27 protein-coding genes are annotated in these 26,970 nt (G+C 71.0%); 11 read left to right on the top strand and 16 right to left on the bottom strand.

Annotated elements, in window-relative coordinates; all coding sequences use genetic code 11:
• Entirely contained in the window at positions 1 to 2,445 is a 2,445-nt protein-coding gene (gene ppsA / locus QO010_RS10765; protein WP_307348996.1) for a phosphoenolpyruvate synthase, read from the bottom strand.
• Between the two features lie 143 nt (positions 2,446 to 2,588).
• Here ppsA and QO010_RS10760 point away from each other — a divergent pair, with 143 nt between their 5' ends.
• Positions 2,589 to 3,164 carry an NAD(P)H-dependent oxidoreductase gene (locus QO010_RS10760; RefSeq protein ID WP_307348995.1) on the top strand — a complete coding sequence of 192 codons (576 nt, stop codon included), beginning with the start codon at positions 2,589 to 2,591 and terminating at the stop codon, positions 3,162 to 3,164.
• Positions 3,165 to 3,167: 3 nt separating this feature from the next.
• Here QO010_RS10760 and QO010_RS10755 read toward each other — a convergent pair whose 3' ends face one another.
• The 4 genes from QO010_RS10755 to QO010_RS10740 form a co-directional block, all read right to left on the bottom strand.
• Entirely contained in the window at positions 3,168 to 3,386 is a 219-nt protein-coding gene (locus QO010_RS10755; RefSeq protein WP_307348994.1) for a hypothetical protein, read from the bottom strand.
• Between the two features lie 97 nt (positions 3,387 to 3,483).
• Positions 3,484 to 4,317: a universal stress protein gene (locus QO010_RS10750; protein WP_307348991.1), complete on the bottom strand. Its 834-nt coding sequence runs from the start codon at positions 4,315 to 4,317 to the stop codon at positions 3,484 to 3,486.
• A 63-nt stretch (positions 4,318 to 4,380) separates the two neighbouring features.
• Complete coding sequence (locus QO010_RS10745) at positions 4,381 to 5,364, bottom strand: zinc-dependent alcohol dehydrogenase family protein (RefSeq protein ID WP_307348988.1); 984 nt, start codon at positions 5,362 to 5,364, stop codon at positions 4,381 to 4,383.
• A 12-nt stretch (positions 5,365 to 5,376) separates the two neighbouring features.
• Positions 5,377 to 5,541 (bottom strand): hypothetical protein, encoded by a 165-nt coding sequence (locus tag QO010_RS10740; protein ID WP_307348986.1) that lies wholly within the window; start codon positions 5,539 to 5,541, stop codon positions 5,377 to 5,379.
• 94 nt (positions 5,542 to 5,635) lie between these two features.
• Between QO010_RS10740 and QO010_RS10735 the strand changes: the two genes are divergently transcribed.
• Complete coding sequence (locus tag QO010_RS10735) at positions 5,636 to 6,574, top strand: Gfo/Idh/MocA family protein (RefSeq protein ID WP_307348984.1); 939 nt, start codon at positions 5,636 to 5,638, stop codon at positions 6,572 to 6,574.
• Here the strand turns inward: QO010_RS10735 and pdxR are convergent.
• Positions 6,561 to 8,024: a MocR-like pyridoxine biosynthesis transcription factor PdxR gene (gene pdxR, locus QO010_RS10730; protein ID WP_307348982.1), complete on the bottom strand. Its 1,464-nt coding sequence runs from the start codon at positions 8,022 to 8,024 to the stop codon at positions 6,561 to 6,563. The genes QO010_RS10735 and pdxR overlap by 14 nt on opposite strands.
• Before the next feature lie 69 nt (positions 8,025 to 8,093).
• Here pdxR and QO010_RS10725 point away from each other — a divergent pair, with 69 nt between their 5' ends.
• The gene (locus QO010_RS10725; RefSeq protein WP_307348981.1) at positions 8,094 to 8,774 is read left to right on the top strand and encodes a pyridoxamine 5'-phosphate oxidase family protein; all 681 of its coding nucleotides are present in this window, start codon (positions 8,094 to 8,096) and stop codon (positions 8,772 to 8,774) included.
• Here QO010_RS10725 and QO010_RS10720 read toward each other — a convergent pair.
• Positions 8,765 to 9,022, bottom strand: coding sequence for a hypothetical protein (locus QO010_RS10720; protein WP_307348980.1), 258 nt, complete (start codon positions 9,020 to 9,022; stop codon positions 8,765 to 8,767). The two genes, QO010_RS10725 and QO010_RS10720, sit on opposite strands and share 10 nt — an antisense overlap.
• Before the next feature lie 489 nt (positions 9,023 to 9,511).
• Here QO010_RS10720 and QO010_RS10715 point away from each other — a divergent pair, with 489 nt between their 5' ends.
• Complete coding sequence (locus QO010_RS10715; protein ID WP_307348978.1) at positions 9,512 to 11,110, top strand: hypothetical protein; 1,599 nt, start codon at positions 9,512 to 9,514, stop codon at positions 11,108 to 11,110.
• A gap of 56 nt (positions 11,111 to 11,166) precedes the next feature.
• Here QO010_RS10715 and QO010_RS10710 read toward each other — a convergent pair whose 3' ends face one another.
• The 6 genes from QO010_RS10710 to QO010_RS10685 form a co-directional block, all read right to left on the bottom strand.
• Entirely contained in the window at positions 11,167 to 12,792 is a 1,626-nt protein-coding gene (locus QO010_RS10710) for a ShlB/FhaC/HecB family hemolysin secretion/activation protein (protein ID WP_307348975.1), read from the bottom strand.
• Positions 12,793 to 12,828: 36 nt separating this feature from the next.
• Positions 12,829 to 13,317, bottom strand: a complete 489-nt coding sequence (locus QO010_RS10705; protein WP_307348974.1) for a hypothetical protein — start codon at positions 13,315 to 13,317, stop codon at positions 12,829 to 12,831.
• A 73-nt stretch (positions 13,318 to 13,390) separates the two neighbouring features.
• The gene (locus QO010_RS10700) at positions 13,391 to 13,897 is read right to left on the bottom strand and encodes a CinA family protein (protein WP_307348973.1); all 507 of its coding nucleotides are present in this window, start codon (positions 13,895 to 13,897) and stop codon (positions 13,391 to 13,393) included.
• On the bottom strand, positions 13,894 to 14,391 hold the full coding sequence (locus tag QO010_RS10695; RefSeq protein WP_307348971.1) for a DUF421 domain-containing protein: 498 nt from the start codon (positions 14,389 to 14,391) through the stop codon (positions 13,894 to 13,896). Before QO010_RS10695 ends, QO010_RS10700 begins: the two co-directional genes overlap by 4 nt.
• A gap of 46 nt (positions 14,392 to 14,437) precedes the next feature.
• Positions 14,438 to 14,620 (bottom strand): hypothetical protein, encoded by a 183-nt coding sequence (locus tag QO010_RS10690; RefSeq protein WP_307348969.1) that lies wholly within the window; start codon positions 14,618 to 14,620, stop codon positions 14,438 to 14,440.
• A 100-nt stretch (positions 14,621 to 14,720) separates the two neighbouring features.
• The gene (locus QO010_RS10685) at positions 14,721 to 15,305 is read right to left on the bottom strand and encodes a hemerythrin domain-containing protein (protein WP_307348968.1); all 585 of its coding nucleotides are present in this window, start codon (positions 15,303 to 15,305) and stop codon (positions 14,721 to 14,723) included.
• Positions 15,306 to 15,516: 211 nt separating this feature from the next.
• Here QO010_RS10685 and QO010_RS10680 point away from each other — a divergent pair, with 211 nt between their 5' ends.
• The 5 genes from QO010_RS10680 (at position 15,517) to QO010_RS10660 (ending at position 19,452) form a co-directional block, all read left to right on the top strand.
• Positions 15,517 to 16,455 (top strand): ATP-dependent DNA ligase, encoded by a 939-nt coding sequence (locus QO010_RS10680; RefSeq protein ID WP_307348967.1) that lies wholly within the window; start codon positions 15,517 to 15,519, stop codon positions 16,453 to 16,455.
• Positions 16,456 to 16,521: 66 nt separating this feature from the next.
• Positions 16,522 to 17,805, top strand: a complete 1,284-nt coding sequence (locus tag QO010_RS10675) for an NRAMP family divalent metal transporter (protein WP_307348966.1) — start codon at positions 16,522 to 16,524, stop codon at positions 17,803 to 17,805.
• A 23-nt stretch (positions 17,806 to 17,828) separates the two neighbouring features.
• Positions 17,829 to 18,674: an alpha/beta hydrolase gene (locus tag QO010_RS10670; protein ID WP_307348965.1), complete on the top strand. Its 846-nt coding sequence runs from the start codon at positions 17,829 to 17,831 to the stop codon at positions 18,672 to 18,674.
• A gap of 1 nt (position 18,675) precedes the next feature.
• Positions 18,676 to 19,035 carry a VOC family protein gene (locus QO010_RS10665; protein ID WP_307348963.1) on the top strand — a complete coding sequence of 120 codons (360 nt, stop codon included), beginning with the start codon at positions 18,676 to 18,678 and terminating at the stop codon, positions 19,033 to 19,035.
• Between the two features lie 51 nt (positions 19,036 to 19,086).
• Entirely contained in the window at positions 19,087 to 19,452 is a 366-nt protein-coding gene (locus QO010_RS10660) for a hypothetical protein (RefSeq protein ID WP_307348961.1), read from the top strand.
• A 195-nt stretch (positions 19,453 to 19,647) separates the two neighbouring features.
• Here QO010_RS10660 and QO010_RS10655 read toward each other — a convergent pair whose 3' ends face one another.
• Positions 19,648 to 20,961 (bottom strand): alpha/beta hydrolase family protein, encoded by a 1,314-nt coding sequence (locus QO010_RS10655; RefSeq protein ID WP_307348960.1) that lies wholly within the window; start codon positions 20,959 to 20,961, stop codon positions 19,648 to 19,650.
• A 55-nt stretch (positions 20,962 to 21,016) separates the two neighbouring features.
• Positions 21,017 to 22,411, bottom strand: coding sequence for an APC family permease (locus QO010_RS10650; protein ID WP_307348959.1), 1,395 nt, complete (start codon positions 22,409 to 22,411; stop codon positions 21,017 to 21,019).
• Positions 22,412 to 22,559: 148 nt separating this feature from the next.
• Between QO010_RS10650 and QO010_RS10645 the strand changes: the two genes are divergently transcribed.
• Positions 22,560 to 25,226 (top strand): tetratricopeptide repeat protein, encoded by a 2,667-nt coding sequence (locus QO010_RS10645; protein ID WP_307348958.1) that lies wholly within the window; start codon positions 22,560 to 22,562, stop codon positions 25,224 to 25,226.
• Positions 25,223 to 26,302: a toll/interleukin-1 receptor domain-containing protein gene (locus QO010_RS10640; protein ID WP_307348957.1), complete on the top strand. Its 1,080-nt coding sequence runs from the start codon at positions 25,223 to 25,225 to the stop codon at positions 26,300 to 26,302. The genes QO010_RS10645 and QO010_RS10640 overlap by 4 nt, the downstream gene beginning before the upstream one ends.
• Here the strand turns inward: QO010_RS10640 and QO010_RS10635 are convergent.
• On the bottom strand, positions 26,262 to 26,969 hold the full coding sequence (locus QO010_RS10635) for a hypothetical protein (protein WP_307348955.1): 708 nt from the start codon (positions 26,967 to 26,969) through the stop codon (positions 26,262 to 26,264). The two genes, QO010_RS10640 and QO010_RS10635, sit on opposite strands and share 41 nt — an antisense overlap.
• Between the last annotated feature and the right edge of the window lies 1 nt (position 26,970).

Genomic DNA, 26,970 nt, shown 5'->3' with positions numbered 1-26,970 from the left:
CTACGGCTGCTTGGCCATCGCCTGTTCGCTGTCCCAGATCGTCCGCATGGTGCGCGGCAGGCTGTCGGGATTGACGCTGATCGAGTCGATGCCCAGCCGCGCCAGGAAGGCGGCGATCTCGGGATAGGTGGCCGGCGCCTCGCCGCAGATGCCCACATGGCGGCCATGGCGGTGGGCGCCCTCGACCGCCTGCCGCAGCATCTCCAGCACGCCCGGGTCGCGCTCATCGAAATCGAAGGCCACCACCTCGGAGTCGCGGTCGACGCCCAGCACCAGCTGGGTCAGGTCATTGGAGCCGATTGAGAAGCCGTCGAACAGTTCGGCGAAGGCGTCGATGCTGATGACGTTATTGGGGATCTCGCACATCACATAGACCTCCAGCCCGTTCTCGCCCCGCTTCAGGCCGTGGGCGGCCATGGCGTCCAGCACCCGCCGGGCCTCGTCGATCCGGCGGCAGAAGGGGACCATGATGCGCAGGTTGGTCAGGCCCATCACCTCGCGCACATGGCGCAGGGCCTCGCATTCCAGGGCGAAACCGTCGGCGTAGCGGGGGTGGGCGTAGCGCGCCGCGCCGCGGAAGCCGAGCATCGGGTTCTCCTCCACCGGCTCGAAGGCCGCCCCGCCCAGCAGGCGGGCGTATTCGTTGGTCTTGAAGTCCGACAGCCGCACGATGACCGGCCGGGGATGGAAGGCCGCGGCGATGGCGCCCACGCCTTCGGCCAGGCGGCGGACGAACCAGGCCTTGGGCCTGTTCTCGCTCATCCTGAGGATGGCCGCCCGGTCGCGGACCGAGGCGACCTGCTCGGGATGGGCGCAGGCCATCGGGTGGACGCCGATCTGCTCACCGATGATGAATTCCAGCCGCGCCAGCCCGACACCGGCCGCCGGCAGCTGGGCGGCGCGGAAGGCCAGGTCCGGCTGGGCCAGGTTGACCATCACCTCGGTGCGCGGCCGGGGAATGCTGTCGAGGGCCAGGCGCTCGACCGCGAAATCCAGGGCGCCCGCATAGACGCTGCCGGTCTCGCCCTCGGCGCAGCTGACGGTGACGGTCTGACCGGCGGTCAGCACCGACATCGCGCTGGCGGCCCCGACCACGGCGGGCAGGCCGATCTCGCGGGCGACGATGGCGGCATGACAGGTGCGGCCGCCCTGTTCGGTGACGATGGCGCTGGCGATCTTCATCGCCGGCAGCCAGTCGGGGCTGGTCGAGGGCGCGACCAGGACCTCGCCCGGCCGGAACGCGTTCAGGTCGCCGGCGCCTCGGACCAGCCGCACCGGGCCGGCGGCGATGCGCTCGCCCACCGCCTTGCCGGCCACCAGGGCCTTGGCCCTGGCCTTCAGCCGATAGGTCTCGACCATCCGGGCCTCTCGCCGCGAGGCCACCGTCTCGGGACGGGCCTGCAGGATGTAGAGCCGGCCGTCGCGGCCGTCCTTGGCCCATTCGATATCCATCGGGGTGGGCTGGCCGGCGCGGGCGGAATAATGGTCCTCGATGACGATCGCCGCCCCGGCAAGGGCCAGGACCTCCTCGTCCGTCAGGCAGTAGCGGCCACGGTCGCGGGCCGGGACGGCCAGGGCGCGGAGGGCTTGGCCGCCTGACTTGCCGGCGCCGCGGACCAGCCGGGTCTGCTTGGCCCCCAGCGAGCGGCGCAGCACCGCCCGGAAGCCGGCGCGGTAGGTGGGCTTGTGGACATAGAATTCGTCGGGATCGACCCGGCCCTGGACGATGTTCTCGCCCAGGCCGTAGGCGCCGGTGGTGAACACCACGTCCCGAAAGCCCGTCTCGGTGTCCAGGGTGAAGGTCACGCCGCTGGCGGTGCGGTCGGAGCGGATCATCGGCATGACCGCCACCGACAGGGCGACCTTGAAATGGTCGAAGCCGTTGGTCGCCCGGTAGACGATGGCCCGGTCGGTGAACAGCGAAGCGAAACAGCGGCGGCAGGCCTCGACCATCGCCGCCTCGCCCCGGACATGCAGGAAGCTCTCATGCTGGCCGGCGAAACTGGCGGTTGGCAGATCCTCGGCGGTGGCCGAGCTGCGCACGGCGAAGGAAGCCTCGCCGCCCAGCCGGGCCTTCAGGGCGCGGAACGCCTGGACGATCCGGCGGCGCAGCACCGGATTGCCGGTCGCTTCATAGACCAGCGCCCTGGCGGCGGCGGCGGCGCGGGCCAGGGCGGTTACGTCCGCCAGGTCGAGGCTGTCCAGCAGGGCATGCAGCGGGACCCAGGCGCCGGCGGCGGTCAGGGCGTCGCGATACGCCGCGGCGGTGAGGGCGAAACCGTCCGGCGCCGTCACCGGCCCGTCCGCCAGCAGCCGGTGCAGCTCGCCCAGCGAGGCGGTCTTGCCCCCGACCAGCGGCGTATCGTCCAGCCCCAGGTCCTTGAACCAGCGGACATAGTCGCCGTCGGGCGACATCGGTTGCGGGACAGGCGGGCTGGCGGGCATGAGCGGCACTCCGAAGCGCCCACCCTGCCCCGCTTCACCCGCGGCGACCTTGACGCGGGTCAAAGGCCGGCCGGCTGACCTGGATCAAGGCGCTCCCGCCTGTCGCGGGGCAGACGTTAGACTTGATGAAGGAGGTTCGGCCCATGCGCATCCTGGTGATCAACGGCCATCCCGATCCCGACAAGTCCCACCTCTGCGCCGCCCTGGCCGAGGCCTACGCCAAGGGGGCGACCGCCGCCGGGCATGCGGTGACGCGGCTGGACGTGGGGGCCCTGGACTTCGCGCTGATCCGCTCGCTGAAGGACTACCAGAGCCCGACCATGACCGCCGACATCCGCCGGGCTCAGGACATGGCCCAGGCCACCGATCACCTGGTGCTGGTCTTCCCGCTCTGGTTCGGCTCGCCGCCGGCCGCCCTGAAGGCCTTCTTCGAACAGCTGCTGCGCAAGGGATTTTCGCTGAGTTCGCCCCAGGCGGCGATGTCCAGCCTGCTGAGCGGCAAGTCGGCCCGGTTGATCGTCACCATGGGAGCGCCGGTCCCGATCTTCCGGCTGCTGCTGGGCGGACATGGAGTGGCCAGCCTGGCCAGGGGGCTGTTGTGGGTGACCGGGGTGCGGCCGGTTCGCCAGACCCTGCTGGGCCGCGCGCACCTGGACAATCCGGCGACCAAGGCGCGCTGGCTGGCCCTGGCCGAGGACCTGGGCCACCGGGGCGTCTGAGATCTAGTGAAGGACGAGCGGGACGCCGAAGGCGCGGACCGCGGCGGGCAGGCGGAAGGCCTCGCGGGCGGCTTCGCGCATCGAACCGAAGCGGGTGGCGATGGCGGGGTCCTGGGTCCAGAGCGGCGTCCCCTCGGGGCCAAGCTGCAGGAACAGTTCGGGATCGGACGGACGGACGGGGCTGCGGGCAACCAGCGCGGGGCGGGATTCCAGGGCGGGCATGACGACCTCCAGGCGTTGATGTCTGGGAGGATGCTGGACCGCCGGACCGCCCCGCGCCATTCCGGTCGCACACCTAAGGGCCGCTACGGAAGGTCCCTCAATGCGACAGCAGGGTGGCGACCGGCGGGGCGTCGATGATGTCCTGGCTGACCCCGCCCAGCACCACTTCGCGAACCCGGCTGTGGCCGAACAGGCCCATGACCAACAGGTCGATGTCGAAATCGCGGATGCGGCGGGTGAGGATCTCGGTCGCCGACGCCGACAGGGCGCGATCGACGATCAGGTCGACCTTGCGGCCATGTCGCTGGAAAATCCGGCCCAGGCCCTCGTCGTCGACCTCGGCGTCCGGTCCTGCGACCTGCAGGACATGGACCGTGTCGGCGGCCTCGATCAGCGGCCAGGCGTCGCGCAGGGCCCGGGCCGATTCCCGCGACCCGTTCCAGGCGACCATCACCCGCCGGCCCAGGTTCGGCGCGCCGCCTTCGGGAACCAGCAGCACCGGTCCGCCGCAGGCCATGCCGACGGCCTGGACCGGGATGCGCCGGATCGCCAGGCAGACCGGCGTGATGGCCGCCAGGACGGTCAGGTCGGCCCGCCGGGCGCGGGCGATCAGGGCCATGTCGCTGTCGCCATTGATCGTCTGCCACTCGCAGGGCGCGCCCGCCTGGGCGGCGGCGGCTTCCAGCGCGGCCCTGGCCTTGCCGGCCGCCTTGCCCAGGGCCTGATCGTGTTCGGCCAGCAGGCGGTCGATGTCGTCCGGCGACAGATAGGTCAGGGATTCGGCCACCATCGGGTCGCCGAACAGCCGCGCCTCCAGGAAGACGCCGCTGACCGTGCCGCCGAAGCGATGGGCCAGGTCGGCGGCCACGGCCGCGCGGGCCGCCGCCTCGGGGGCGTCGGTCATCGGAACAAGGATGTCTTTGAAAGTCATGGTCTGCGTCTCCCAGTCTGGCGGCATTGCAGCCGCTTTCCGGGGCGCGCGCCTTGATCGGGCTCAAGGGATGAGGACGGCGGCCCCGTGCACCAGACCGGCCCGCAGGTCGTCCAGCGCCTGGTTGGCCGCCTCGAGCGGATAGGTGGTGACATGGGCGGTCACCCCGGCCAGCGGGGCGACGCGCAGGAAGTCCGCGGCATCCTGCCGGGTCAGATTGGCCACCGACAGCACCTGCCGCTCGCCCCACAGGATTTCGTAGGGGAAGCTGGGGATGGGGCTCATATGGATGCCGGCGCAGACCACCCGGCCGCCCTTGCGCACCGCCCGCAGCGCCAGCGGCACCAGCTCGCCGGCCGGGGCATAGAGGATGGCGGCGTCGAGCAGGGCCGGGGCGGCCTGATCGGTTCCGCCGGCCCAGTCGGCGCCGAGCGTGCGCGCCAGGGCCTGGCCTTCTCCGTCGCCCGGCCTGGTGAAGACGAACACCCGCCGACCCTGCCACTTGGCCACCTGCAGGATGATGTGGGCCGCCGCGCCGAAGCCGTAGAGACCCAGCACCGGCGCCTCCCCGGCCATGACCAGCGAGCGCCAGCCGATCAGGCCGGCGCACAGCAGGGGCGCGGCGCCGGCGGCGCCCTGGTCCGGGTCGAGCGGATAGGCATAGCGGGCGTCGGCCACGGCGTGACTGGCGAAGCCGCCGTCCCGCGTGTAGCCGGTGAACAGCGGGTCATCGCAGAGGTTCTCGCGGCCCGACCGGCAGTAGGAACAGGCCCCGCAGGCCCGCGCCAACCAGCCGACGCCCACCCGCTGGCCAAGCCGGCCGGCCTCGACGCCGGGACCCACGGCCACGACCTCACCGACAATCTCATGGCCCGGAACCACGGGCAGGGCGGGCTGGGTCAGTTCGCCATCGACCACGTGCAGATCGGTGCGGCAGACCCCGCAGGCCAGCACCCGGATGGCCAGTTCGCCCGTCCCGGGAACCGGATCGGGGCGGTGCTCAAGCTGCAATGGCCGGCCGGGCGCGATCAGCACCATGGCGCGCATGATAGCGCTCCGTCAGGGCTGGGCGGGCGTGTCCGGTTTGGGCGCGGGGGCCGGCGCCGGAGCGGGCGGCGCCTCGGCCTGGGGCGGCGTCACGTTCGGCGGAATGGGCCGCGGCCGGCAGGCGATGGCCGACACGGCGGAAAGCAGGATCAGGGTGGCGAGAGCCGGGCGTCGCATGGCGAGGCCTCCAGGGGGTGTTCGATAGAACGAGCCTGAACCTCTGGCGTTGCGGCGCCTTGATCGGCGTCAACTGTCCGGCGAAGCTGGCGTCATGAGCCCTCCTCTCCGCATCGGCATCCTGGGCGCGGCCCGCATCGCCCCGCCCGCCCTGATCGCGCCCGCCCGGGACAATCCCGACGCGGAGGTCGTGGCCGTGGCGGCCCGCGACGGCGACCGGGCGCGCGCCTTCGCAGAGACGCACGGCATCCCTGAAGCCCTCGACAACTACGAGGCGCTGATCGCCAGCGACACGGTCGACGCCATCTACAACGCCCTGCCCCCGGCCCGGCACGCCGACCTGACCGTCGCCGCGCTGAAGGCGGGCAAGCATGTGCTGTGCGAGAAGCCCTTCGCCCTCAACGCCGCCGAGGCCCAGGCCATGGTCACGGCGGCCGATGAAACCGGCCAGGTGCTGATGGAAGCCTTCCATTACCGCTACCACCCGATGTTCGAGGCCATCCTGGCGGCGCGCGCCGGGCTGGGGCGGCTCAAACGCATCGAGGCGGTGTTCAGCGTCCCCATCGCCGAGACGCCCGGCGAGATTCGCTACGACGCGGCCCTGGGCGGCGGGGCGCTGATGGACCTGGGGACCTACCCCCTGCACTGGTGCCGCAGCCTGGCCGGGCGCGAGCCCCGCATCGTCTCGGTGACGCGCCGCCTTCACGCGGGCGGGGCCGACATAGCCACCCGGGCGGAACTGGATTTCGGCGAGGGCCTGACCGCGGTGATCGATTGCGCCATGGACGAGGGGCCGCGCGCCACGCTGGAGGTCGAGGGGGAACTGGGAAGGCTGAGCGCCATCAACCCGCTGTCGCCGCAGCTCGGCCACCAGCTGACGGTCGGGGACGAGACCATGACCTTCAGCCGCGAAACGACCTACAGCTTCCAGCTCAAGGCCTTCGTGGCGGCCGTCCAGGGTGGTCCGGTGATCACCGGCGGCCGGGATGCGGTGGGCCAGATGGCCGCCATCGACGCCATCAGGGCGCCCTGAGCGCCCGCTCCAGCGCCGCCACGCCGGGCTTCATCGCCGAGACGGGGAAGCCCGAAAAGCCCAGCATCAGGCCCGACCGTGGCGGCGCCGTGCGGTAGAGGCGGCTGATGGCCCGGGCGGTGATCCCGGCGGCCAGGACCTTGGCCTCTGCGGCCAGATCGTCTGCGCCGTCCTTCAGATAGGCGATGAGGTGCATGCCCTGGTCGGGCACGTCGACCTCCACCAGATCGCCCAGCCGGGTCTCCAGCGCCGCGGCCAGGGCGTCGCGTTGCGCCCGATAGGCCAGGCGCCGGCGGCGAATGTGGGCGGCGAACTGACCGCCGGCCATGAAGTCGAGCAGGATGGCCTGGGTCAGGGTCGAGGGCTGGCGGTCCATGATCTGGCGGGCCGTGGCCATGGCGCCCGCCAGCGCTTTCGGCGCGACCAGGTAGCCCAGGCGCAGGCCGGGGAAGAGCGCCTTGTTGAGGGTGCCGACATAGATGACCCGCTCCCCGCCATCCAGGCCCTGCAACGAGGCCAGGGGCGGGCCGCCGTAACGGAACTCCGAGGCGTAGTCGTCCTCGACGATCCAGGCGCCCGCGCTTCGGGCCCAGGCCAGCAGGTCCAGCCGCCGGGCCATCGAGAGGGTGACGCCCAGCGGATACTGGTGCGAGGGGGTGACGAAGGCGACCCGGGCGTCCGGCGCGGCGGCCACGCCGGCGGCGACACTCAGGCCCAAACGGTCGACCGGGATCGAATGGATCTGGGCCTTGGCCTGGGTGACGGCGTGCAAGGTCGAGGGGTAGTGCGGGTCCTCGATCCAGACTGGCAGGCCAGGGGTCAGCAGCACCCGGGCGGCGATGTCGACGGCGTGCTGGGCGCCGGTGGTGACGATGACCTGACCGGGCTCGCAGACCACGCCCCGGGCGGCCCGCAGGTAGTCGGCGATGGCGGCGCGCAGGGCGACATCGCCCTGGGGATCGGAATAGCCGAAATGCTCGGGGCCCAGATGCCGCAGCGCCCGGCGGGTCGAGCGGCCCCAGGCGGCGGCGGCGCGCGGATCGAGCAGGGTGCGGCCGGTGTTGAACGGCCGCTCTCCGGGCAGGGTGGTGAAGCCGGCGGTGGCGGCGAAGGCCCTGGCCGGCGGCGGGATTTCCGGCCGGTCCAGGGCCGGCGGGACGGGCGATGGGGCCAGGTCCGCCAGGCCCGACAGATCGGCGCTGACAAAGGCCCCGGCCCCGCGCCGGCTCAACAGATAGCCCTCGGCCGCCAGCTGCTCATAGGCCTCGACGACCGAGGCGCGGGCGACGCCGAGCCGCGCAGCCAGATCCCGCGTCGAGGGCAACCGGCTGGCGGGCGGCAGCGCCCCGCCGAGGATGGCCGCGCGCACCTGGGCATAGACGCCCCGCACGACGCCTTGTCCTGGGCCCGAGCCCGGCCGCTCCCAGGGGTAGATGTCCGCCCAGCTCATGGATTGGTCTGCATGATCTGCCAGAATTGGTCCTATTGTGCAGTCCACTCTGCGGCTACCCAGGCGGTCATGTCCAGCGACTTCATCCCCACCGACCGCTCCCAGGTCCGCCGCCGGCCCCAGCGCGCCGCCTATGACGAGGCGAGCGTGTTCGCCATCCTCGACGCCGGCCTGATGGCCCATGTCGGCTATGTCATCGACGGTCAGCCGTTCGTGACTCCGACCAGCTACTGGCGCGAGGGCCGCACCCTCTATTGGCACGGCTCGGCGGGCGGACGGGCGCTGGCGGCCCAGGCGGGGTTGCCGGTCTGCGTGACCGTCAGTCACCTGGACGGCCTGATCGTCGCCCGCTCGGGAATCGCCCATTCGGCCCAGTACCGCTCGGTGATGGCGTTCGGCCGGGCGCGGCTGGTCCAGGATCGCCAGGCCAAGCGGGCGGCGATGGCCGCCTTCATCGACCGGCTCTACCCCGGCCGCTGGGCGGGCCTGCGGCCAACCCAGGACGCCGAGCTGGACGCCATCTCGGTCGTCGCCATGGAGATCGAGGAGGCCGCCGCCAAGGTGAAGGCCGAGGGCGTCGCCCGCCTGCCCATCGACGAGACCTGGGACGGCTGGCGCGGGGTCATTCCGGTCCGGCAGGTGCTGGGCGCGGCCGAGCCGGTGGAGGAGGCGGAAGCGCCGCCCCTGCTGGCCCTCTATCGGGCCGGCGCCAGGCTGGACGAGACGCTGGCCGCCGCCGCTCAGGCGTAGACGTCCAGCCTGGCCCCGGTCGCCGGATCGGTGGGCCTGGCCGCGCCGGGATCCAGACCCGCCAGGGCCCCGCCCAAGCGCACCGCCTCGCCGCGCTCGGTCTTGCGGTCGCTCGCGTTGACGCCGTAGGGGCCGTCCTTGGGATGGGCGGGGTCGATATGCTTCTTGGCATAGTCGACATCCGTGCAGTTCTTGCAGGCGAACCCGTTCACCGTCACCGGCTGGGCATAGTCACCGCTGATCGCCAAGATCTGGTCCCCTTCTGAAGGCCGTTTCCTGTCCTGCATTCGCGCCTGGGCTCGCCAGGGTTACGCGCCCGGGGAAAACAATTTGTTGCGATCCGCGACGACGCGGCGCCTCTGCTCGACTTTCACTGGCCCTGACGAACACTGTTCATGGACCGGCCTCCATTCGTCCGTGTCGCGGCGCCGGGCCAAGAGATATGGGTCCGCGACCCTTCCGACTGTTCCTACCCATTCTGGGTATCGGCGCCTGACAGACGCCATCTTCGCCAGTCACGTCCTAACTGTATTGTCGATAACGGCCGACAGTTTGACTAATTATTTCCTAATTCTGATCTAAATATCGCATTGGAGACAGTAGCTCCTCATTCAGCCCCAGTCATCACAAGGTATCCATGGAACAGGTCAACTCACGCTGCGTTTGCTTGGCCAATGGACGGATAGACTCGGACGGACTCACCCGGCCATCATCCGACGGGAGAAGAGGGTATTACCATGCGCCGAATACTTGTCGCCAGCGCAGCGATGGCCATGATCTGCGGGCCCGCCATGGCCGCCAGCAAGCCAGCCAACACCGACAGCGGTACCAGGGGTGAAGTAGGCGACCGCGCGCAGCCGCGCAGCAACCTTTCCAACGAGACCGCCAACAGCAACGGCGACAGCAAGGGCGTCGTGCCGCGTTCGGACTCGGGCTCGGGCAGCCAGGCGGGATCGGGCGCCAATTCGGGCGGCGGCGGTTCTGGCAATACCGGCTCCGGCGCCAGCGGCGGCGGCAACACCGGCGGCAGTAACACCGGCTCCGGCGGAGCGGGGTCTGGCGGAACCGGTTCCGGTGGGGCGGGTTCGGGCGGCGCAGGTTCTGGCGGCGCAGGTTCTGGCGGTTCTGGTGGAACCGGCGGCGGGCGCGGCGTCAGCGCCGTGGTCAAGGCCGGCGGCTCCGGCGGCAGTTCGGCCAGCGGCTCAGGCGGTGGCGTGACCGCTGTCGTCAAGGCTCGCGGCCGTGGCGCCGGCGCCGCGGGCGTCGGAGCCCGAGTCCAGGCTACAGCCCCGCGCGGCGCCGGCGTCAAGGCGGCCATCCGGGCCGGCCGAGCCAAGGCCGGCGCGACGGCGTCCGGAGCGACCGCTCCCACCTCCACCGCGACACGCGGCGGCCTGCGGGTCGCCGCCAAGGTCGGAACCGGGGCCGGTCAGACAACCACGGGCGCCCCGCCTCGGGCCCTGGTTGTGAAGGCAAGGGCCGGGTCGGCGGCCCCATCGGGCGGCGGTCTGCGTGTCGGGGCCAGGATCGGAACTGGAGGCGGTCAGACCACCACGGGCGCCGCGCCTCGGGCCATCGTTGTGAAGGCCAAGGCGGGCTCAGCGGCGGTCGCGCCGCGCGGCGGCTTGCGTGTCGGCGCCAAGGTCGGGACAGGCGCTGGTCAGACAGCGTCGGGCGGCCAACCCGGAGCCATCGTGGTGAAGGCCAAGGCGGGTTCAGCGGCGACCGGCCTGCGCGTTGGGGCCAAGGTCGGGACCGGAGCGGGTCAGACAGCGTCGGGCGGCCAGCCCCAGGCCATCGTGGTGAAGGCCAAGGCGGGTTCAGCGGCCACCGGCCTGCGCGTCGGCGCCAGGGTCGGGACCGGCGCCACGACCAAGGCCGGGCAGACCGCTAGCGGCGCCAAGTCCAGGGCTGTCACGGCAGCGGCCAGGGTCGGCGGGGCCGCGCGCTCCACCGCTCGTGGCGTCACCGTCGCCGCCAGCCCCAGAGTCAGCATCTCCCGCGGCGGCGGGACCTCCGGCGTCCGGGTCGGCGCGGCTGTCCCAGCCAAGGTCAAGGCCGCCGGTCTTAGCCGCTCGGCGACCGTGAAGGCGGGCGTCAAGGCCGGCGTCACCACCGCGTCCCGGCCGGGCCGCACGACCTCGCCGGGTTCCGGCGGGTCAGGGTCGACAGGGTCCGGATCAACAGGTTCGGGCGCGAGCGGCTCCGGCGGATCGAGCGCCCCTCCGGCCGCCAAGCCGGGCGGGTCCTCCGCCAGCCCCAGCGCGCCTGGTTCCGGCCCCGTGGCGGGCACTGGCGCCAGCGGGCGCCGGGCCTCGGGCGTCAAGACCAAGTAGCCTGCCCATCAGGCGCATGAGGGCGGCGGTCCAGCGGGCCGCCGCCCTTTGCCTGTTCAGAATACGGTGCGCAGCGCCACCACCCCGCGCCAGGATTCCCGGTCGCGGCCCGGGATCGGATTGCTGAGGCCCCGCACCGCCTCGACCTGCAGCAGGGTGCGCCGCCTGACCAGCAGCCGCACGCCGCCGCCCGCCGAGGCCAGGTCGAAGCTCTGGCTGGGCAGGCCCAGGCGGCTGCGATAGCGGGCGCTGCCGCCGTCCGTGAACAGATAGGCCTCGCTGCCCTCGAAAGCCGGCGGCGGATTGGCGGGACGCCAGGCCAGCTCCACCGAACCGGCATAGCCCCGGTCCCCGACCACGAAGTCCGCCTCGTAACCCCGGCCGAACTCCTCGCCGCCCAGGGAGAACTGCTCGGAGGGGGGCAGAGGATCGCTGGCGTACTGACCGGCCGCCGCGAAGCGGACGATCAGGGTCTTGCCCAGGCCCTGGTTGTAGCCGGCCTTGAGGTTCAGCTTGCGGAAGTCCGGCCTGGAAATCCGCCGGTCGGCGACCCGCGCCCCCAGCCCGTCGATCCCCTGGCTGGCCGACAGGCTGGCGAAAACCAGGCTGTCGGTCCCGCTGGCGTTGAAGGCCAGCGAGCCGCGTACGGCCCGGATGCGGTCGCTGGACAGCGCCAGGCCCAGGAAGGCGTTGTCGCTGTTGAGGCCATCGACGCCCACTGAGGCGTAGATATCCCGGTCGAAGCTGCGAACGATGGGGTAGGTCAGCTGCACGCCCAGCGAGCCGGCCCGGCCCTCGATGCTGGTCCCCTTGGGCCGGGTCTTCAGCCAGGTGGCGTCCAGGCGCAGGGTCAGGCCGTCGGCGCCCAGCGGGGTCGAATAGCCGGCCCCGACGAACTGGAAGCGTTCGGTGTCGGTCGGCGCGGCCAGGCTCAGCCGCGCCTGGTCGCCGGATCGCCAGAGGCTGTTGGCGAAACCGTCGACCTGAACCTGGGTGCGGCCCAGGAAGGCCGTGCCGCGCGTGTTGATCCCCACCGCCAGCTGAAAGGGCCGGAAGCGGCTCTTGACGGTCAGGTCGACGGCGCCCTGGTCATTGCCCGGCTGCAGTTCGACGTCGGGCTGCAGGCCGGGGATGTCCCGCATCAGGGAAAGCTGGCGCTGCAGCACCGAGCGGCGCAGCGGCTTGTCGTCGACGATCTTCTGGCCATAGGCCGTCGCCAACCCCAGCGGCCGGCCGCCGTCGCCGGCGAACACCACCTGGCTGACGAAGCCCTGCACCACCACCACCCGCAGCTGGCCGCCGGCAAAGTCCTGGCTGGGGACCAGCACGGTGTAGAGGGCGATGTCGGCGGCCTCCTGGGCGTCGGCCACGGCGTCGGAGAGGGCCTGCAGCCCCGCCTGGTCGAGCGTGCGGCCGATGAAGGGCTGCAGGGCGGCGTCGAGCTGGGCCTGGGTGAGGGTCGAGCCCTCGACCGTGACGGCGGTGAGCACGAAGGGCTGGATGGCCGGGGCGGCGGGCCGCACCCGGCGCGGCCGGGCGGCGCGGGGCGTCGGCCTGGGCGCCGGCCGACCCTGGTCGAGACGGTCGGGACTGACGGCCTTGGATGGCGCGGTCTGGGCGAGCGCCAGGCCGGGACCGGACAGGGCCGCCAGGGCAGCGGTCAGCAGCAGGATGGATTTCACGATCAGCCCCTTGTTCCTGGCCCCAGCCCCGGGGCGTTAGTGACGGCCTGGAAGCAGTGGGCCCAGGACCGGCGCCAGCGGCCCGTTCGCGCCGCCCAGACCCAGCAGAGGCCCAGACGTGACGGTCACGGGTCTGGGCGAGACCAGGGCCGAGCCGCCCAGATCGACCTTCACCAGCACTGACGGACTGGCGCCGGTCTGCAGCGTGGCGCTCGCCGGGCCCAGGATCGCGGCGCCGCCGGGGAGCAGGCTGGGGACGCCGGCGGTCGCCCGGGCCTGCAGGCCCGAGACCGGGCCGATCGAGATCGACGGGGTGATCAGCCCGCCGCTCAGGTCATAGATCGGCAGGATGGCGTTGCCGCTCGCCGCCAGGATCGGTCCCGGTGGGAGGGCGGCTGTTTCTTCGGGGGGCGGGGCGGCGTCGGCCGCCCGACCGGCATCGGCGAAAGAGGGCGCGCCGCCGGTGGCGCAGGCCGCCAGCAGCAGACAGGCGGGAGTCGCCGCCAGGACGGATCGCAGGGACATGAGCAGCCTCCTGGCTGCCTCAACGACTCCGGTCCCCGAGGCGTTCCGTCCGAACGGTCACAATTGCCGCCACCTAGCGCAAGGCCCGCCAGAACATGTGCAGGGCCGCGCGCAGGGCCGCCAGCCGCACGGCGCCGCGGCCGATATCGCCGAACTGTTTCTTTTCCACCTCGGCAGGTCCGTTGATCCTGGCCAGGGCCAGATAGACCAGGCCGGGCTCTTCCCCTGGCGCGCCGCGGCCCGCGAAGCCGGTGATCGCCAGGGCGAGATCGGCGTCGGACCGGGCGATCGCGCCCCTGGCCATGGCCTCGGCGACGTCCCAGCTGACCGCGCCGGCGCTGGCCAGCAGCCCGGTCGGCACCCCCAACTGCTGGTGCTTGGCCCGGTCGGTATAGGTGACGAAACCGCGGTCGAAGGCGTGGGCGCAGCCCTCGACGTCGGTCAGCAGGGAGGCCAGCAGCCCGCCGGTGCAGCTTTCGGCCGTCGCCAGCTTCAGATCCTTGTCGCAGGCGGCCCGCAGCACGGCGACAACCTGCTGGTCGATATCGCCCGGCATGACCAGGCTGGCGGGCTCGGTCATGCCCCTTCCTTCATCGGCACGACGCTGATCTTGCCGCCGCCCTCGAGCATCGCCAGATGCGCCTGCTCGACCCGTTCCATCTGCTCCATGCGCAGGCCTTCGAGCAGGTCCGCCTCGCTGATCCCGTGGACCCGCATCGCCCGCTCGTCCCGCACGCCATCGCGCACCAGCACCACCGGGTCGCACTTGATCCAGCGCGAGAGCAGGCCCCAGCGCAGCGTCGCCCAGGCCAGCAGCCGGTGCAGCACGACCAGCAACAGGGTCGCAGCCAAGCCGGCGATAAACGGCGCCTTGCCGGTCATCGCCCGGCTGAGATTGGAGCCGACGATGATGGCCACGATGATGTCCAGCGGCGAGGCCTGGCTGAAGGTCCGCCGCCCGGCGATCCGGATGCAGGCGATTCCGAAGACCAGGATGATGACGGCCCGGACGCACAGCTGAAGCGGGCTGGCCTCGCCGTTATCCGGGCCTATCAGGGCTTCGAACCAATCCATGCCGACTCAACGCCAGCTCTGCCCGGGCGATGCGTCCCGGAAATGGCTAGTGCTTGGTGCGGCGATCGCCGCGGTCGCCCTGGCCGGGCTTGGCCTCATGCTTGGCCTTCTGACGGGCGTCGGCCGACAGCGAGCGGCCCTCATCCACTTCGGTCTTGAATCGGCCCTGCTCGTCACGCCGCACGTAGCGCTTGTCGCCATGCGGGGCGATCTCTTCACGTCGGGACATCGGCGATCCTCCAAATCGGGCACTGAAAAAAGAATCCGCATTGGCGGCTCCGGTTCCCGCCGCCGGTCGAGGTCGCGCCCCGGCCGGCGGCGGTTTCGGTTTACCGCAGGGTGGCGGGCCGGATTTCCTCGTCCGGGCCCTTGGGGCTTTCGGCTTCGTCGACAGGCTGGCCCTCTTCGAGATCGTGGCCGCTGAAGCTGCGGGTTTCGGGCGGCGGCAGGCTGTCTTTGAACTGTTCCATCAGCTGCGCCTTGCGGGCGGCCATCCGTTCGCCCAGCGCGTCCATGTCGAGGCCGGCCTTGCGGGCCTGGGCGAACAGACCCTCGCCGGGCTTTTCCTCTTCCTTGACGTGGTGCTCGATCTCCTCGGACAGCACCTTGACCTTGGCGTCATAGAAGGCCTGGTCCGGGCCGCTGCCTTCCAGCTCGGCGATCAGCACCTTGGCGCCATCGTGCTCGACATAGGCTTCGTCCAGCAGGTCGTCCTCGGCCTTGCCCTTGCAGGCCGGGTAGAAGATTTCCTCCTCGATCATCGCGTGGATGGTCAGTTCGGTGCAGATCTGCTTGACCAACTGCGCCTTCTTCGCGGCTCCCGTGGCCTTCTCGAAGTCCTCGAACAGGCCCTCGACCTTGCGGTGGTCGGCCTTCAACAGAGCGATTGCATCGGGGGTTTTGGTATCGGCCATGACAGCCTCCAGAGGTTGAGATCGCTGCTCCAACGTCGCGCTCCGGCGGCGGTTCCGGAGATCGCGTCGTTGGGCTTGGATTCCCCTCCCGGGCGGAAAAAACCTGTGGTTTCAGGGTCTAATGTCGCCCAGGCGACCAACCTGCCCACGCGGAACCGACCCTTCCGCGCCTCGTTTTCCGCCGGCTTCCCGTTCGTTGCGGAGACCGCTCATGGCTAAACCCCTGACGCCGATGGAAGCCCGCACAGCGAGCGAACTGCCGTCCGGCGAGGGCTGGTGGTACGAGCCCAAATGGGACGGTTTCCGGTGCCTCGCCGACCGGCGGGCCGGCGCGGTCAGCCTGACGGCGAAGTCCGGCAAGTCCCTGGGCCGGTATTTCCCCGAGGTGGCCCTGGCGCTGGGGGCGCTGCCCGGCCGTGACTTCCTGCTGGATGGCGAACTGCTGATCCAGCAGGGCGGGTTCGAAGCCCTGCAGGCCCGGCTGCATCCCGCCGCCAGCCGGATCGCGCGGCTGTCACGGGAAACCCCCGCCCGGCTGATGGCCTTCGATATGCCGGGCGAGGCCCCGCTGGCCGAGCGGCGGGCGGCGCTGGAGCGGTTCGTGAAAAAGGCCGCCAGCGAAGACCTGGTCCTGACACCCGGCACGACGGACCGGCGCCAGGCGCAGGCCTGGCTCACGGGCGGCCGCTATGAAGGCGTGGTCGCCAAGCGGCTCGACGAGCCCTATCGGCCGGGCGAGCGGACGATGATCAAGGTCAAGCGCATCCGCACGGCCGACTGCGTGGTCGGCGGCTTCCGGTATGACAAGGCCGGGCGGCTGGTCGCCTCGCTGCTGCTCGGCCTCTATGACGAGGCCGGCCGGCTGGACCATGTCGGCTTCACCTCGGGCCTGAAGGCGGCGGACAAGCCCGAGCTGACGGCCAGGCTCGAGGCTCTGTGCGGCGGACCGGGCTTCACCGGCGATGCGCCGGGCGGCCCCAGCCGCTGGGCGACCGAGGCCTCGGCGAAATGGGAGCCGCTCCGGCCCGAACTGGTCGTCGAGGTTTCGTTCGACCATGTCAGCGGCGGGCGCTTCCGGCACGGGACCCGGCTGATCCGCTTTCGCCCCGACAAGGCGCCCGAGCAGTGCCGCAAGGATCAGCTGGCTTGAGCTAGCTGGCGCCGGAACGGTCCTGCATGATGTCCGTTCACGCCCCGCAGGCTGTTCAGGATTCCGATGCCCACACTCCGCCGCCGCGTCCGCTCCATCGCCCTCATCGAGCAGCTGGGCCCCGGCCTGATCACCGGGGCGGCCGACGACGATCCCAGCGGCATCGCCACCTACAGCCAGGCCGGGGCCCGGTTCGGGTTCGCCATGCTGTGGACCCTGGTGCTGACCTATCCGCTGATGTGCGCCATCCAGCTGGTCAGCGCCCACATCGGCCGGGTGACCGGCCAGGGCCTGGCGCGCAATCTCGGCCAGCTGCTGCACCCGCGCGCCGTCACCCTGCTGGTCGGTCTGCTGTTCGTGGCCAACACCATCAATATCGGGGCCGACCTGGCCGCCATGGGCGAGGCGGCCGAACTGGCCACCGGCCTGAACAACCACGGCTGGACGATCGGCTTCGCGGTGGTCTCGCTGCTGCTGCAGCTGTTCATCCCCTACCGGAGATACGCCCGGGCGCTGAAATGGCTGACCCTGGTGCTGCTCAGCTACGTGGCGGTGCTGTTCATGGTCGAGCTGGACTGGCCGGCGGCCGGGGCCGCCCTGATCAAGCCCGGCGGGCCGTGGACAGCCGAGGCCCTGACCATGATCGTCGCCATCTTCGGGACCACGATCAGTCCCTACCTGTTCTTCTGGCAGAGCAGCCAGGAGGTCGAGGAGATGGGCCAGGACCCCAACGCCCGGCCGCTGAACCAGGCGCCCGACCAGGCCCGGGGCGCCTTCGCCCGCATGCGGCTCGACACCTTCGTCGGCATGGCGGCCTCCAACCTCATCGCCCTGGCGGTGATGCTCAGCACCGCCGCGACCCTGCATGCCAGCGGCAAGGACATCCAGACGGCGGCCGACGCGGCCGAGGCTTTGAGGCCCGTGGCCGGCCCGTTCGCCTTCGCCCTTTTCAGCCTGGGGATCGTCGGCACGGGCCTGCTGGCCGTGCCGGTGCTGGCCGGCTCGGCCGCCTATGCGGTGGGCGAAACCCGCGGCTGGAAAACCGGCCTGGACCGCAAGCCCTGGGAGGCGGCCGGTTTCTACCTGATCATCGCCCTGGCCACCCTGCTGGGCGTCGGCATCGACTGGTCGCCGCTGGACCCGATCAAGGCGCTGTTCTGGAGCGCGGTGATCAACGGGGTCATCGCCGTGCCGATCATGGCCTGCATGATGATCGTGGTCGGCCGCCACAAGGCGATGGGCCGCTTCGCCGCCACTCTGCCGCTGAAGCTGCTGGGCTGGACCGCCACCCTGGTCATGGCGGCGGCGGTCGCCGCCATGGGCTGGGCGATGGTGACTGGTCAGGGCTGAACCCGCCCCGCTAGGGTGGGCGCATGCAGAGACTCGCTTCCCTTCTCGTCCTCGCCCTGGCGCTGTGCGGCCTGCCGGCTGCCGCCTCGACTCTCGCCCCGCCGCTCCTGCTCGATGAGAAACCCATCGTCATCGGCCAGTCCTACAGCCTGCCCTCGACAGTTCTGAAGGCAAGCATGCGGATCAATGTCTGGCTGCCGCCCGGCTACAAGGAGGGCGCCAAGCGCTATCCGGTGCTCTATCTGCTGGATGGGGCCGAGGACGAGGACTTCCACCACATCTCGGGCCTGGCCCAGGTTTCGCAGCTGAACGGCCAGTTCGGCGAGATGATCGTGGTCGGCATCGTCGATCCGGACCGCAAGCGCGACCTGACCTTCCCCTCCACCGACCCCCGCGACCTCAAGGACGCCCCGACCAGCGGCGGCTCGGCCGCGTTCCGGCGTTATATCGAGACCGAGCTGCAGCCGGCCATCGACGCCCGGTTCCGCACCAGCGGCCGCCGGGTGATCATCGGCGAGTCGCTGGCGGGTCTGTTCATCGTCGAGACCTTCCTCAAGCAGCCGCAGCTGTTCGACGGCTACATCGCCATCAGCCCCAGCCTGTGGTGGGACAACGGCTCGCTGGCCAAGGCCGCGCCGGACCTGCTGGCCGCCCAGCCGCCAGGGACGCGGACCCTCTATCTCTCCATCGGCAACGAGGGGCCCGCCATGCGGGTCGACGACCTGGCCGCCGCCGTCCGCGCCAAACAGCCGGCGGGCCTGACCTTCATCTTCGCGCCTCTGAGGGAAGAGACCCACGCCACCATCTATCACCCGGCCGCCCTGGACGCCTTGCGCAAGCTGTTCCCCCTCAAGCCCGCGGGTCCCTGACATGCCCACCGTCATGCCCATGCTGCACGTCCCCGATGTCGCCGTCACGGCGGCCTGGTACGAAGCCATCGGCTTCAAGGTGCGCGCCACCAACCAGCGGGAGGGCTGCGAGCTCGACTGGGCGGCCCTGACGCTGGGCGACAGCGAGATCATGCTGTCGATCGGCGGCCAGGCGAGCGACGCCTTCCGGCGCGAGGTCGATCTCTACATCCGGGTCGATGACATCCAGGCCATGCGCGACCGCCTGCCCATAGGCGTCGAAATCTTCGAAGATCTGCACGACACTGAGTACGGCATGCGCGAATTCATCGTCCGCGACTGTAACCGCTTCTGGATCACCTTCGGCCAACCCATCGGCTGACGGAACTGCCGCCGGTTCCAGCCATTACGCCTTCAGTAGTGAGGTGGCGTCATGGCCCGTTTTAGCGTTTTCCTGTTCTTCGTCCTGGGCGCGCTGATGTTCCGCCCTGCCCCGGCCCAGGCCGCTTCCCCCTGCCAGGGCAAACCCGTCCAGAGCGGCGGCTTCGTGCGGGGACCGGTTCTCGAAATCCTCGACGCCCGCACCGTCTGCGTCGCCCGCACGCCCGGCGATTGGGTCCCCATCACCCTCATCCAGCCCGCCCAGAGCCGCCCGGCCCTGATGGCCGCCGCCTTCGGCAAGACCGCGACCTGCGTCGTCGGCCAGGACGGTCGCGCCGAATGCGTGATCGAGGGAACCTCCCTGGGCGTGCTGCTGCGCCAGCCAGCCCTGCAGAAGACCGCGCTGAACTGGCGGTAGGCTAGGGTGTTTCCGCCTGTGATGGGTCGCGGCTTGCCCGCCCCATCCCCGGTTTCCCTGGCGAAGGCCAGGGTCCAAGCCGAGGGTCCTTGAAGAGGCGCGGACAGCGTGGCCGGCCCCGCTTGGACCCTGGCCTTCGCCAGGGAACTCGGGAAGAGGTAGACACCGTCCCGATCCAAACTCCCGGGGAATGCGCTAGTTCGGCCGGTCGATCACCGCGCCGCCATAGCGCGGGCCGATCCGGCCGGTGCGGATGAAGTCGGCCATCATCTGCAGATAGCCCGGCGCATAGCGGGTCGAGACCCGCATCCCGTCCTTCATCTCGTACTCGGTCAGGCCGTGCTCGGCCTTGGGGAAGACCGCCAGGGTGAAGGGCAGGCCCTTGGCCTGCAGCGAGCGGATGCGGTCGCTGGTCATGGCGCTGGGCGCCTCGAAATCGTCGGCCCCAAGCGCCCAGAGCTGGGGCGTGGTGCTGGCCTCGAGCGTCGGCATCGGCTCGTAGGTCCAGGGCGTGCCCCATTTCAGGGCCTGGCCCTTCTCGATCAGCTGGGCCTTGTCGTAGGGCAGCAGCAGCCAGGTGAAGTTGCCGTGCAGGTCCTTGTACCAGGGCTCGTCCCGGTATTTGGCCCGGACGGCGTCGAACTCGTCGAAGCCTGAGGTGAAGCCGCTGGCGATCACCGCCTCGGCGGCCCGGGCGACCTCCAGGGCCTTGGCGATGTCCTGCGGGCTGTGGCCCTTGAGGGTCATCTCCAGCACCACCTCCTGCTGGTCCTCCTCCAGCACCGTCACCGCCAGGCCGAAGCTGATGATGGCGAAGTCGACCGGCGCGCGGTTGGCGGCCAGCGGCACGACCCAGCCCCCCTGGCTGCCGCCCTGATAGCCGACCCGTCCGGCCCGGCTCCCGGCCAACCGTCGCGCCTCGCGCATCGCCGCCACCGCGTCGTCGGCCAGGAGGTCGAAATCCTGGCTGTAGTCGCCGCCCGAGCCACCGGTCCCGCGCTTGTCGTAGACGAAGACCCCGATGCCCTGGGCCGGCAGCATGCGCTGCAGCCAGTAGAAGTCGCGGGCCGAATCCCGCTCCGAGCCATGCACCAGCACCACGATCGGGACCCTGCCGCCGCCCTTGGGCAGCACCAGCCGGCCGGCCAGATCGACGCCCCGGCCCGGAAAGCGGGTCTCGGTCTGATTGAAGGCGATGCGCTTGCCGGTGCGGCCGTCGAAGGTGATCCGCCCCTTGGCGCAGGAAAAGGTGGCGGCCTTGCCATCCGGCCGGTCGGTCCAGCCGAACGTGCTGGTCCAGCGACCATCGGCGGCCGCATGCAGGGCCCCGGTCTCGCCATCGAAGGTCCGCCAGCGCAGCGTATCCCCGTCGGTGGGGGCGATATCCACGACCCGGCCGCCGGCCAGGCGATAGGCGCCGACACGGCAGTCGCCGACCGTGCCAGCCTGGACGGCAGGCGCGAACGGCAGGGTCAGCAACAGGGCGAGCGCGAAGGCTGGGACTCTCATGGCGCGGACAATCCCGTCGGCGCGCCGCCCTGGCCAGTTAAATCGACTTAACGGGCTAAACTTCGTCGACCGGCAGGGCGGCCGACTGGCCCTTTAGTTTCAGGACGACCAGCACCACCACGCCGACGGCCAGCCACGTCAGCCCCGCAATTTTGGCCAGGTGGTCGGCGTTGTAGAGCACATAGGCGATGACGGCGAAGCCGAGGGCGGGGCTCAGCAGGTGGGCGAACCAGCGGCCGGTCCGCCGGCGGATCAGGAAATACCAGACCACCGAGAGGTGTAGGGTCAGGAAGCCGAACAGCGCCCCGAAGTTCACCAGGCTGATGATCAGTTGCAGATGGTCGACCATGGCCAGGCCCAGGAGCAGGGTGATGGCCGCCACCAGCAGCACCGCCCGCTGCGGCGTCTTCCGCCTGGCGTCCACATGGGCCAGGAAGCGCGGCAGCTTGCCGTCCCGCGCCATGCTGTAGAGCAGCCGCGCCGTCGCCGCCTGGGCGGCCAGGGCGCCGGCCAGGGCTGACAGCAGCAGGCCCAGCACCGCCGTCACGTTCTGCAGAATCGGGCCGCCCATGATGTTGGCCACGGTCAGGAAGGCGTTGGCGGTACCGTCGCCCGGCGGGAAGTGGTCGCGGCCCAGCACGAACAGCGAGGCGAGGTAGGTCTGGCCGATGAACAGGGTGGCGGCCAGCACCAGCGACAGGATGGTCGCCCACCCCACCGACCGGGCCCCGCCCTTGGCTTCCTCCGACAGGGTAGAGATGGCGTCGAAGCCCAGGAAGCTGAGCGCCGCGAACGACAGCGCGCCGAAGACCAGGGCCGGCGTGACCTTGGCGCTGTCCCACAGGGGGGCCCAGCTGAGGTGCGCGCCGGCGACGCCATGTTGCAGGCCATAGACCGCGAACCCGACGAAGACGGCCAGAACCATGATCTGCAGAGCCAGCAGAATCTTGTTGAGCAGCGCGGTGGTCTCGATGCCGATCAGGTTGACCACAGTGTTGAAGACCAGGAACACCACCACCCAGACCGGCTTGGGCACGCCCGGCAGCACCACGGTCATGGTCACCGAGGCGCCGACATAGACCAGGGTCGGCAGCAGCAGATAGTCGAGCAGGATGGCCCAGCCGGCCAGGAAGCCGGCGCTCTCGCCGATCCCGCGGCCGGCATAGGCATAGACCGAGCCGGCCACCGGAAAGGCCCGCGACATCGCCACATAGCTGAAGGCGGTGAACAGCATGGCGATGAGGCCCACCGCATAGACCAGCGGCGGCATGCCGTGGCTGGCGTTGTAGACGAAGCCGAACACGCCGAACGGGGCGATGGGTGAGATGAACACCAGGCCGTAGAACAGCAGGTCCCAGAGGCTGAGCGCCCGCTTGAGTTCCTGCTTGTAGCCGAAAGCCTCGACGCCGGGCTCGCCGGCGGCGCCGACGATGTGGTTGCTTTCCGCCATGATCTCCCCCCAGGGCCGCGCCCGCCCCCCTTTATGTAGCTTGGCCGGGGCCCGCGTCGAGCGCACCTCTGCCAGGGTGAAACGCGACGTCGGAGAGATTGCGGTGGTCAGGCCGGGCTTGGCATGGATTTGGCGAACGCTGCTGGCCTTGGCCCTGGCCGCGACGGCGGCCACCACGGCCCCCACAGCAGCCTGGGCCGCGGGCGACCTGTCGGCCTCGGCGCGGCGGTTGCAGGACGATCTGGTCACCCAGCGGGCCATCGCGATCGCCAGAGACCAGCGGCTGACCAGCGAGCGCGAAGAGGTGCTGCTCACCCGGCTCGACGGGGCGGAGAAGACTCTGCGGCTGACCGTCCGCGACCTCAAGCGCACCCAGGCCGAACGCGACGCGGCCCGGGCCGAACTGGACAAGATCATCGCCGATCGCGAGCAAGTCAGTCGAGAGCTGGCCGAGCGCGACAGCGCCTACGCCGCCCAGATCGAGGCCTATCAGGCCCAGATCGCCGCCCTGGTGAAGAACGACGACCCCAAGCTGCAGGAGGCGCTGCAACGCTTCGCCGACGGCGACCGGGTGGGCGCCTTCCCGGTCATCGAACAGCTGATGCGGATCGACATCGCCGCCCAGGACGCGGCCGCCGACGAGCGGGCCGCCGTGCAGCTGCGCCAGCTGGCCGCCCTGGCCGAGGACATGCGCGACAAGGGCGAGAAGACCACCAACGACGTCATCGCCATCTGGGAACAGGCCCAGAAGCGCACCCCGGCCTATTATCCCGGCTGGCGCGATCTCACCCGCCTCTATCAGAACGCCGGCCGGCTGAACGACGCCCGGACCACGGCCGGCAAGGCCCTGGCGACCGCCCGGTCCGATACAGACCGCTTTTCCGCCCTCGAGGAGATGGGCGACATCCTCAGCCACCTGGGCGACCAGGTGGCCGCCCAGGCGCCCCTGGAACAGGGCCTGGGCATCGCCCGCAAGCTGATGAAGGCGGCGCCGGATGAGGTCGATTCACAGCGGGCTCTGATGATCAGCCTGGGTTCGCTGGCCGACCTGCAGACGACCACGGGTCGGCTCAAGGAGGCCCGGGCGAGCCTGGAGGAGTCGCTGACCCTCGCCCGCCGCCTGGCCGCCAGCCAGCCCGGCGACATGCGGGCCCGGCGCGAACTGGCCCAGACCCTGGACGCCCTGGGCGGCGTGACGGTCACGGGCGGCGACACGGCCCAGGGCGTGAAATACTACAACGAGGCCCTGACCCTCACCCAGGCGCTGGCGGCGGAATCCCCCAGCAGCGCCCAGACCCAGCTCGACCTGGCCGCCGTGCTCAGCGACCGGGCCGACGTCAAGCTGCAGGTCGGCGACGCCGGCGGCTCCAAGGCCGATTACGAGGCCGCCGCCGCCATCCTGCGCAAGGTGGGCGAGGCCGACCCAGGCAATGTGAGCCACCAGCGCAACCTCGCCCTGGTCCTGGCCAAGGTCGGCGGCGCCCTGTGGCTGCTGAACGAGAATGCCCAGGCCAAGGACATGATCAACCAGAGCCTGGAGGTTTCGCGCAAGCTCTACGCCTCGGCGCCCGACAACACCGACATCGGCGGCATGCTGGCCGACAATCTGGCGATCGCCTCGGACATGTCGCAGTCCCTGGGACGGCTGGACGACGCCGGACGCGAAGGCCAGGAGGCGGTCGACATCGCCCGCCGGCTGGCCGCCTTCGATCCCAGCAATCGCCAGGCCCAGTCCACCCTGGCCCGCAGCCTCAGCCGCCTGGGCCAGGCCCTGGCCACGAAGGGCGACGGCCCCCCCGCCCGGGCCGCCTTCGAAGAGGGCCTGGCCATCCACCGCCGGCTGGTGGCGGCCGAGAGCGGCAACATCGCGGCCCGCCGCTATCTGGCCATCGACCTGAACCTCTACGGCGCAGCGCTGATGGGCCTGGACGACCTGCCCACCGCCCGCAAGGTGTTCGATGAATCCGCCGCCGTCCTGGGAGCCCAGCTCAAGGCCAGCCCGGACGACGTCCTCGCCAAGGACCTGCTGGGCGCGGCTCTGCTCAACACGGCCTGGATCCAGGCGCGCACCGGCGACCACGCCAAGGCCCGCGACGCCTACGTCAAGGCCCTGGCCGTACTGCGGGAAGCGGTCGTCGCCTATCCCGGCGATATGGGCACGCTGCGCACCGGCCTGCTGCGCTATGCCGAAACCCTGGTCCAGCTCGACGACTACAAAGGCGCCCGGCCGGTCTATGAGGAATCGGTGACCCTCTCGCGGGGCATCCTGGCCAAGCAGCCCGATGACGCCGACAGCCAGCTGTATCTGGGCGTCGCCCTGAGCCGGCTGGCCGCCCTGGCGACGATGGATGAGGACTATGGCCGCGTCGAAACCCTGGTGGCCGAGAACCTGGCCCTGCAGCGGGCCCGGCTCAAGGCCCGGCCCGATGATGTCGCCATCCGCCGTGACCTCTGCGGCGCCCTGATCGACATGGGCGACTGGCTCGACGCTCAGAAGCGCTACAGGGAGGCCTACGACACCTACAGCGACTGTCTGGACATCCGGCTGGCCATAGCCAACGCCGACAAGGACCACGGCTATCGCAGCCTGCGCGACCTGGCGATTATCGAGGCCCGGATGGCCCGGATGAGCGGCGACGCGAGCCAGTGGGCCTCGGTGGTGCGTCTCTGGGACGAGCTTGATCAGCGCGGCCTGATCCCGGCCAAGGACCGCGATCTGGCGGACAGGGCCAAGGCGAGCCTGGCCAAGGCCAAGGCCAGGGCCGAGACCAAGCCCGAGACTCCACCTGAGACGAAGCCTGAAGCGAAGCCATGAACGACGTCTACATCGCCTATCGCCGCGAGGATCGCAGCTTCGCCGAGCGCCTGGCCAACGCCCTGCAGATGTCTGGCCTCTCGGTCTGGTGGGACCGCGAACTGGAGGCCGGGGCGGGCTGGCGGGCCAGGATCGAGACCGAGCTGAACGAGTCCAGCTGCGTCATCGCACTGTGGAGCGCCCACTCGGTCGGGCCGGACGGCGAGTTCGTGCAGGACGAGGCCGAGCGGGCCCAGGCGCGCGGCGTGCTGCTGCCGGTGGTCATCGACAAGGTCAAGCCGCCGGTCGGGTTCGGCGGCAAGCAGACCGTCGACCTCTCCGGCTGGAACGGCGATCTGCTGGACAAGAACTATTCCAAGGTCCGCGCGGCGGCCCAGGGCGCGGCAGCGGGCGGGGCGGCCACCACCCTGACCTCGACCTCGCGGCGGCTGCGCCTGACGGCCTATGCGGCCACCGCCCTGGCGCTGTTCTCGGGGGTGATGGGGTTCTCGAACAATGTCGCCTCGGTGCAGAAGCCGGTCTGCAAGGTCGGGCTGATCAGGGCCTGCCTGTGCCGGCCGCTGGGCCTGGGCGGGGTGCCGACGGCCAAGGAGGACAAGGCCTGGGCCGCCGCCATCGGCCGCACCGATGGCGAGGGGCTGCGCAGCTACCTGGCCAGCTATCCCAGCGGCGTCTACTCGACCGAGGCCCAGGCCCGTCTCGCCGCCTGCAGGCTCAGCGAGGCCGAGACCTGGTCGCCCGACGTGCGCCTGCAGCCCCTGATCGTGCCGACCAGCCTGAAGGCGTCCAGGAGCGAGGCGGCGGCCAAGGCCGACGCCCTGGCCCGCTCGAGCGAGGAGGCCGAATTCATCTGCGGCGGCTACGCCCAGGGCGAGTACCGCCTCACCGCCGCCAGCGGCCAGGCCCAGCGTTGGCGCTGCACGCCGCGTGACGGCGGCTACAGCTGCGGCTTCGACGGCCAGGCTGTCTGCAAGGTCCAGGTCCGCAAGGCCGAACGGGTGGAGCAGTGCAAAGCCCCCCAGGCCACCCAGAATCCTAGCACCCCGGCGGCGGGCGGAAGTCACCGCGCGCCATAGACCGCAGGCCCAGCGACGCCCGTCGAGCCTCCAGGCCAGCGGGATCCTCGACCTCTCCGACGGTCCAGACGCCGGCCCGACAGACCGGCTGGGTCCCGAACCGTTGCGGCCGCCCCTCCAGCACCGCCAGTCGGTCGACCACGCTGGCGTACCAGGCGGGCTCGATCTCGCCCGTAGCCACCAGCGGCGCCATGCGCGACGCCGCCTCGCGCATCAGCCGGCGGTCGTTCACCGCGTGCACGGTGATCAGCCAGGCCGCCCGGGCCGCGTCCTCGCCATAGGCGGTGCGGCCAAACCAGCCGCCGTCCGCCGGCAGTATCGCCTTCAAGGCCAGCTGATTGCGGCGGTCCACCGCCTCGACCAGCGCCCAGGCCGCGTCCAGCGTCGCCTGCCGTTCGTCCGCCGCCATGCCGTCGAGGTCGAGCCCGTACAGCGCCTCACGCGCGGTCTGTTCGAGATCGGCCAGCCGGACCAGCAACTCAGCGTCGGACCTGGGTGTCGGCAGGACGGCCTGCCGGGCCTGTTTGGCGCGGATCGCCGCCCTCAACCTGGCGACCTGCTTCTGGCCCCGCAGCGACAGGCCCGGCCCGCCGTCGGGCGCGACGAGCGGCGCGGCGGCGATCGCGGGAGCCGCAAGGGCGGCCAGCAGCAGGCGTCGGGTGAGCATG

This window comes from Caulobacter ginsengisoli (genome assembly GCF_030814835.1).
Lineage (GTDB): Bacteria > Pseudomonadota > Alphaproteobacteria > Caulobacterales > Caulobacteraceae > Caulobacter > Caulobacter ginsengisoli.
The sequence above is the reverse complement of the archived record's forward strand: the minus strand, read 5'-3'. Positions and strand labels throughout refer to the sequence as shown.

What these genes read in the sequence shown, in the direction of transcription:
- QO010_RS10665 (WP_307348963.1), top strand. Translation starts at nt 18,676, where the DNA reads ATGCCCACCGTCATGCCCATGCTGCACGTCCCCGATGTCGCCGTCACG.
- QO010_RS10675 (WP_307348966.1), top strand. Translation starts at nt 16,522, where the DNA reads ATGCCCACACTCCGCCGCCGCGTCCGCTCCATCGCCCTCATCGAGCAG.
- QO010_RS10715 (WP_307348978.1), top strand. Translation starts at nt 9,512, where the DNA reads ATGCGCCGAATACTTGTCGCCAGCGCAGCGATGGCCATGATCTGCGGG.
- QO010_RS10745 (WP_307348988.1), bottom strand. Translation starts at nt 5,364, where the DNA reads ATGCGCGCCATGGTGCTGATCGCGCCCGGCCGGCCATTGCAGCTTGAG.
- QO010_RS10705 (WP_307348974.1), bottom strand. Translation starts at nt 13,317, where the DNA reads ATGTCCCTGCGATCCGTCCTGGCGGCGACTCCCGCCTGTCTGCTGCTG.
- QO010_RS10755 (WP_307348994.1), bottom strand. Translation starts at nt 3,386, where the DNA reads ATGCCCGCCCTGGAATCCCGCCCCGCGCTGGTTGCCCGCAGCCCCGTC.
- QO010_RS10750 (WP_307348991.1), bottom strand. Translation starts at nt 4,317, where the DNA reads ATGACTTTCAAAGACATCCTTGTTCCGATGACCGACGCCCCCGAGGCG.
- QO010_RS10760 (WP_307348995.1), top strand. Translation starts at nt 2,589, where the DNA reads ATGCGCATCCTGGTGATCAACGGCCATCCCGATCCCGACAAGTCCCAC.
- QO010_RS10670 (WP_307348965.1), top strand. Translation starts at nt 17,829, where the DNA reads ATGCAGAGACTCGCTTCCCTTCTCGTCCTCGCCCTGGCGCTGTGCGGC.
- QO010_RS10635 (WP_307348955.1), bottom strand. Translation starts at nt 26,969, where the DNA reads ATGCTCACCCGACGCCTGCTGCTGGCCGCCCTTGCGGCTCCCGCGATC.
- pdxR (WP_307348982.1), bottom strand. Translation starts at nt 8,024, where the DNA reads ATGAGCTGGGCGGACATCTACCCCTGGGAGCGGCCGGGCTCGGGCCCA.
- QO010_RS10740 (WP_307348986.1), bottom strand. Translation starts at nt 5,541, where the DNA reads ATGCGACGCCCGGCTCTCGCCACCCTGATCCTGCTTTCCGCCGTGTCG.
- QO010_RS10650 (WP_307348959.1), bottom strand. Translation starts at nt 22,411, where the DNA reads ATGGCGGAAAGCAACCACATCGTCGGCGCCGCCGGCGAGCCCGGCGTC.
- QO010_RS10685 (WP_307348968.1), bottom strand. Translation starts at nt 15,305, where the DNA reads ATGGCCGATACCAAAACCCCCGATGCAATCGCTCTGTTGAAGGCCGAC.
- QO010_RS10725 (WP_307348981.1), top strand. Translation starts at nt 8,094, where the DNA reads ATGTCCAGCGACTTCATCCCCACCGACCGCTCCCAGGTCCGCCGCCGG.
- QO010_RS10655 (WP_307348960.1), bottom strand. Translation starts at nt 20,961, where the DNA reads ATGAGAGTCCCAGCCTTCGCGCTCGCCCTGTTGCTGACCCTGCCGTTC.
- QO010_RS10640 (WP_307348957.1), top strand. Translation starts at nt 25,223, where the DNA reads ATGAACGACGTCTACATCGCCTATCGCCGCGAGGATCGCAGCTTCGCC.
- QO010_RS10735 (WP_307348984.1), top strand. Translation starts at nt 5,636, where the DNA reads ATGAGCCCTCCTCTCCGCATCGGCATCCTGGGCGCGGCCCGCATCGCC.
- QO010_RS10660 (WP_307348961.1), top strand. Translation starts at nt 19,087, where the DNA reads ATGGCCCGTTTTAGCGTTTTCCTGTTCTTCGTCCTGGGCGCGCTGATG.
- QO010_RS10690 (WP_307348969.1), bottom strand. Translation starts at nt 14,620, where the DNA reads ATGTCCCGACGTGAAGAGATCGCCCCGCATGGCGACAAGCGCTACGTG.
- QO010_RS10700 (WP_307348973.1), bottom strand. Translation starts at nt 13,897, where the DNA reads ATGACCGAGCCCGCCAGCCTGGTCATGCCGGGCGATATCGACCAGCAG.
- ppsA (WP_307348996.1), bottom strand. Translation starts at nt 2,445, where the DNA reads ATGCCCGCCAGCCCGCCTGTCCCGCAACCGATGTCGCCCGACGGCGAC.
- QO010_RS10680 (WP_307348967.1), top strand. Translation starts at nt 15,517, where the DNA reads ATGGCTAAACCCCTGACGCCGATGGAAGCCCGCACAGCGAGCGAACTG.
- QO010_RS10695 (WP_307348971.1), bottom strand. Translation starts at nt 14,391, where the DNA reads ATGGATTGGTTCGAAGCCCTGATAGGCCCGGATAACGGCGAGGCCAGC.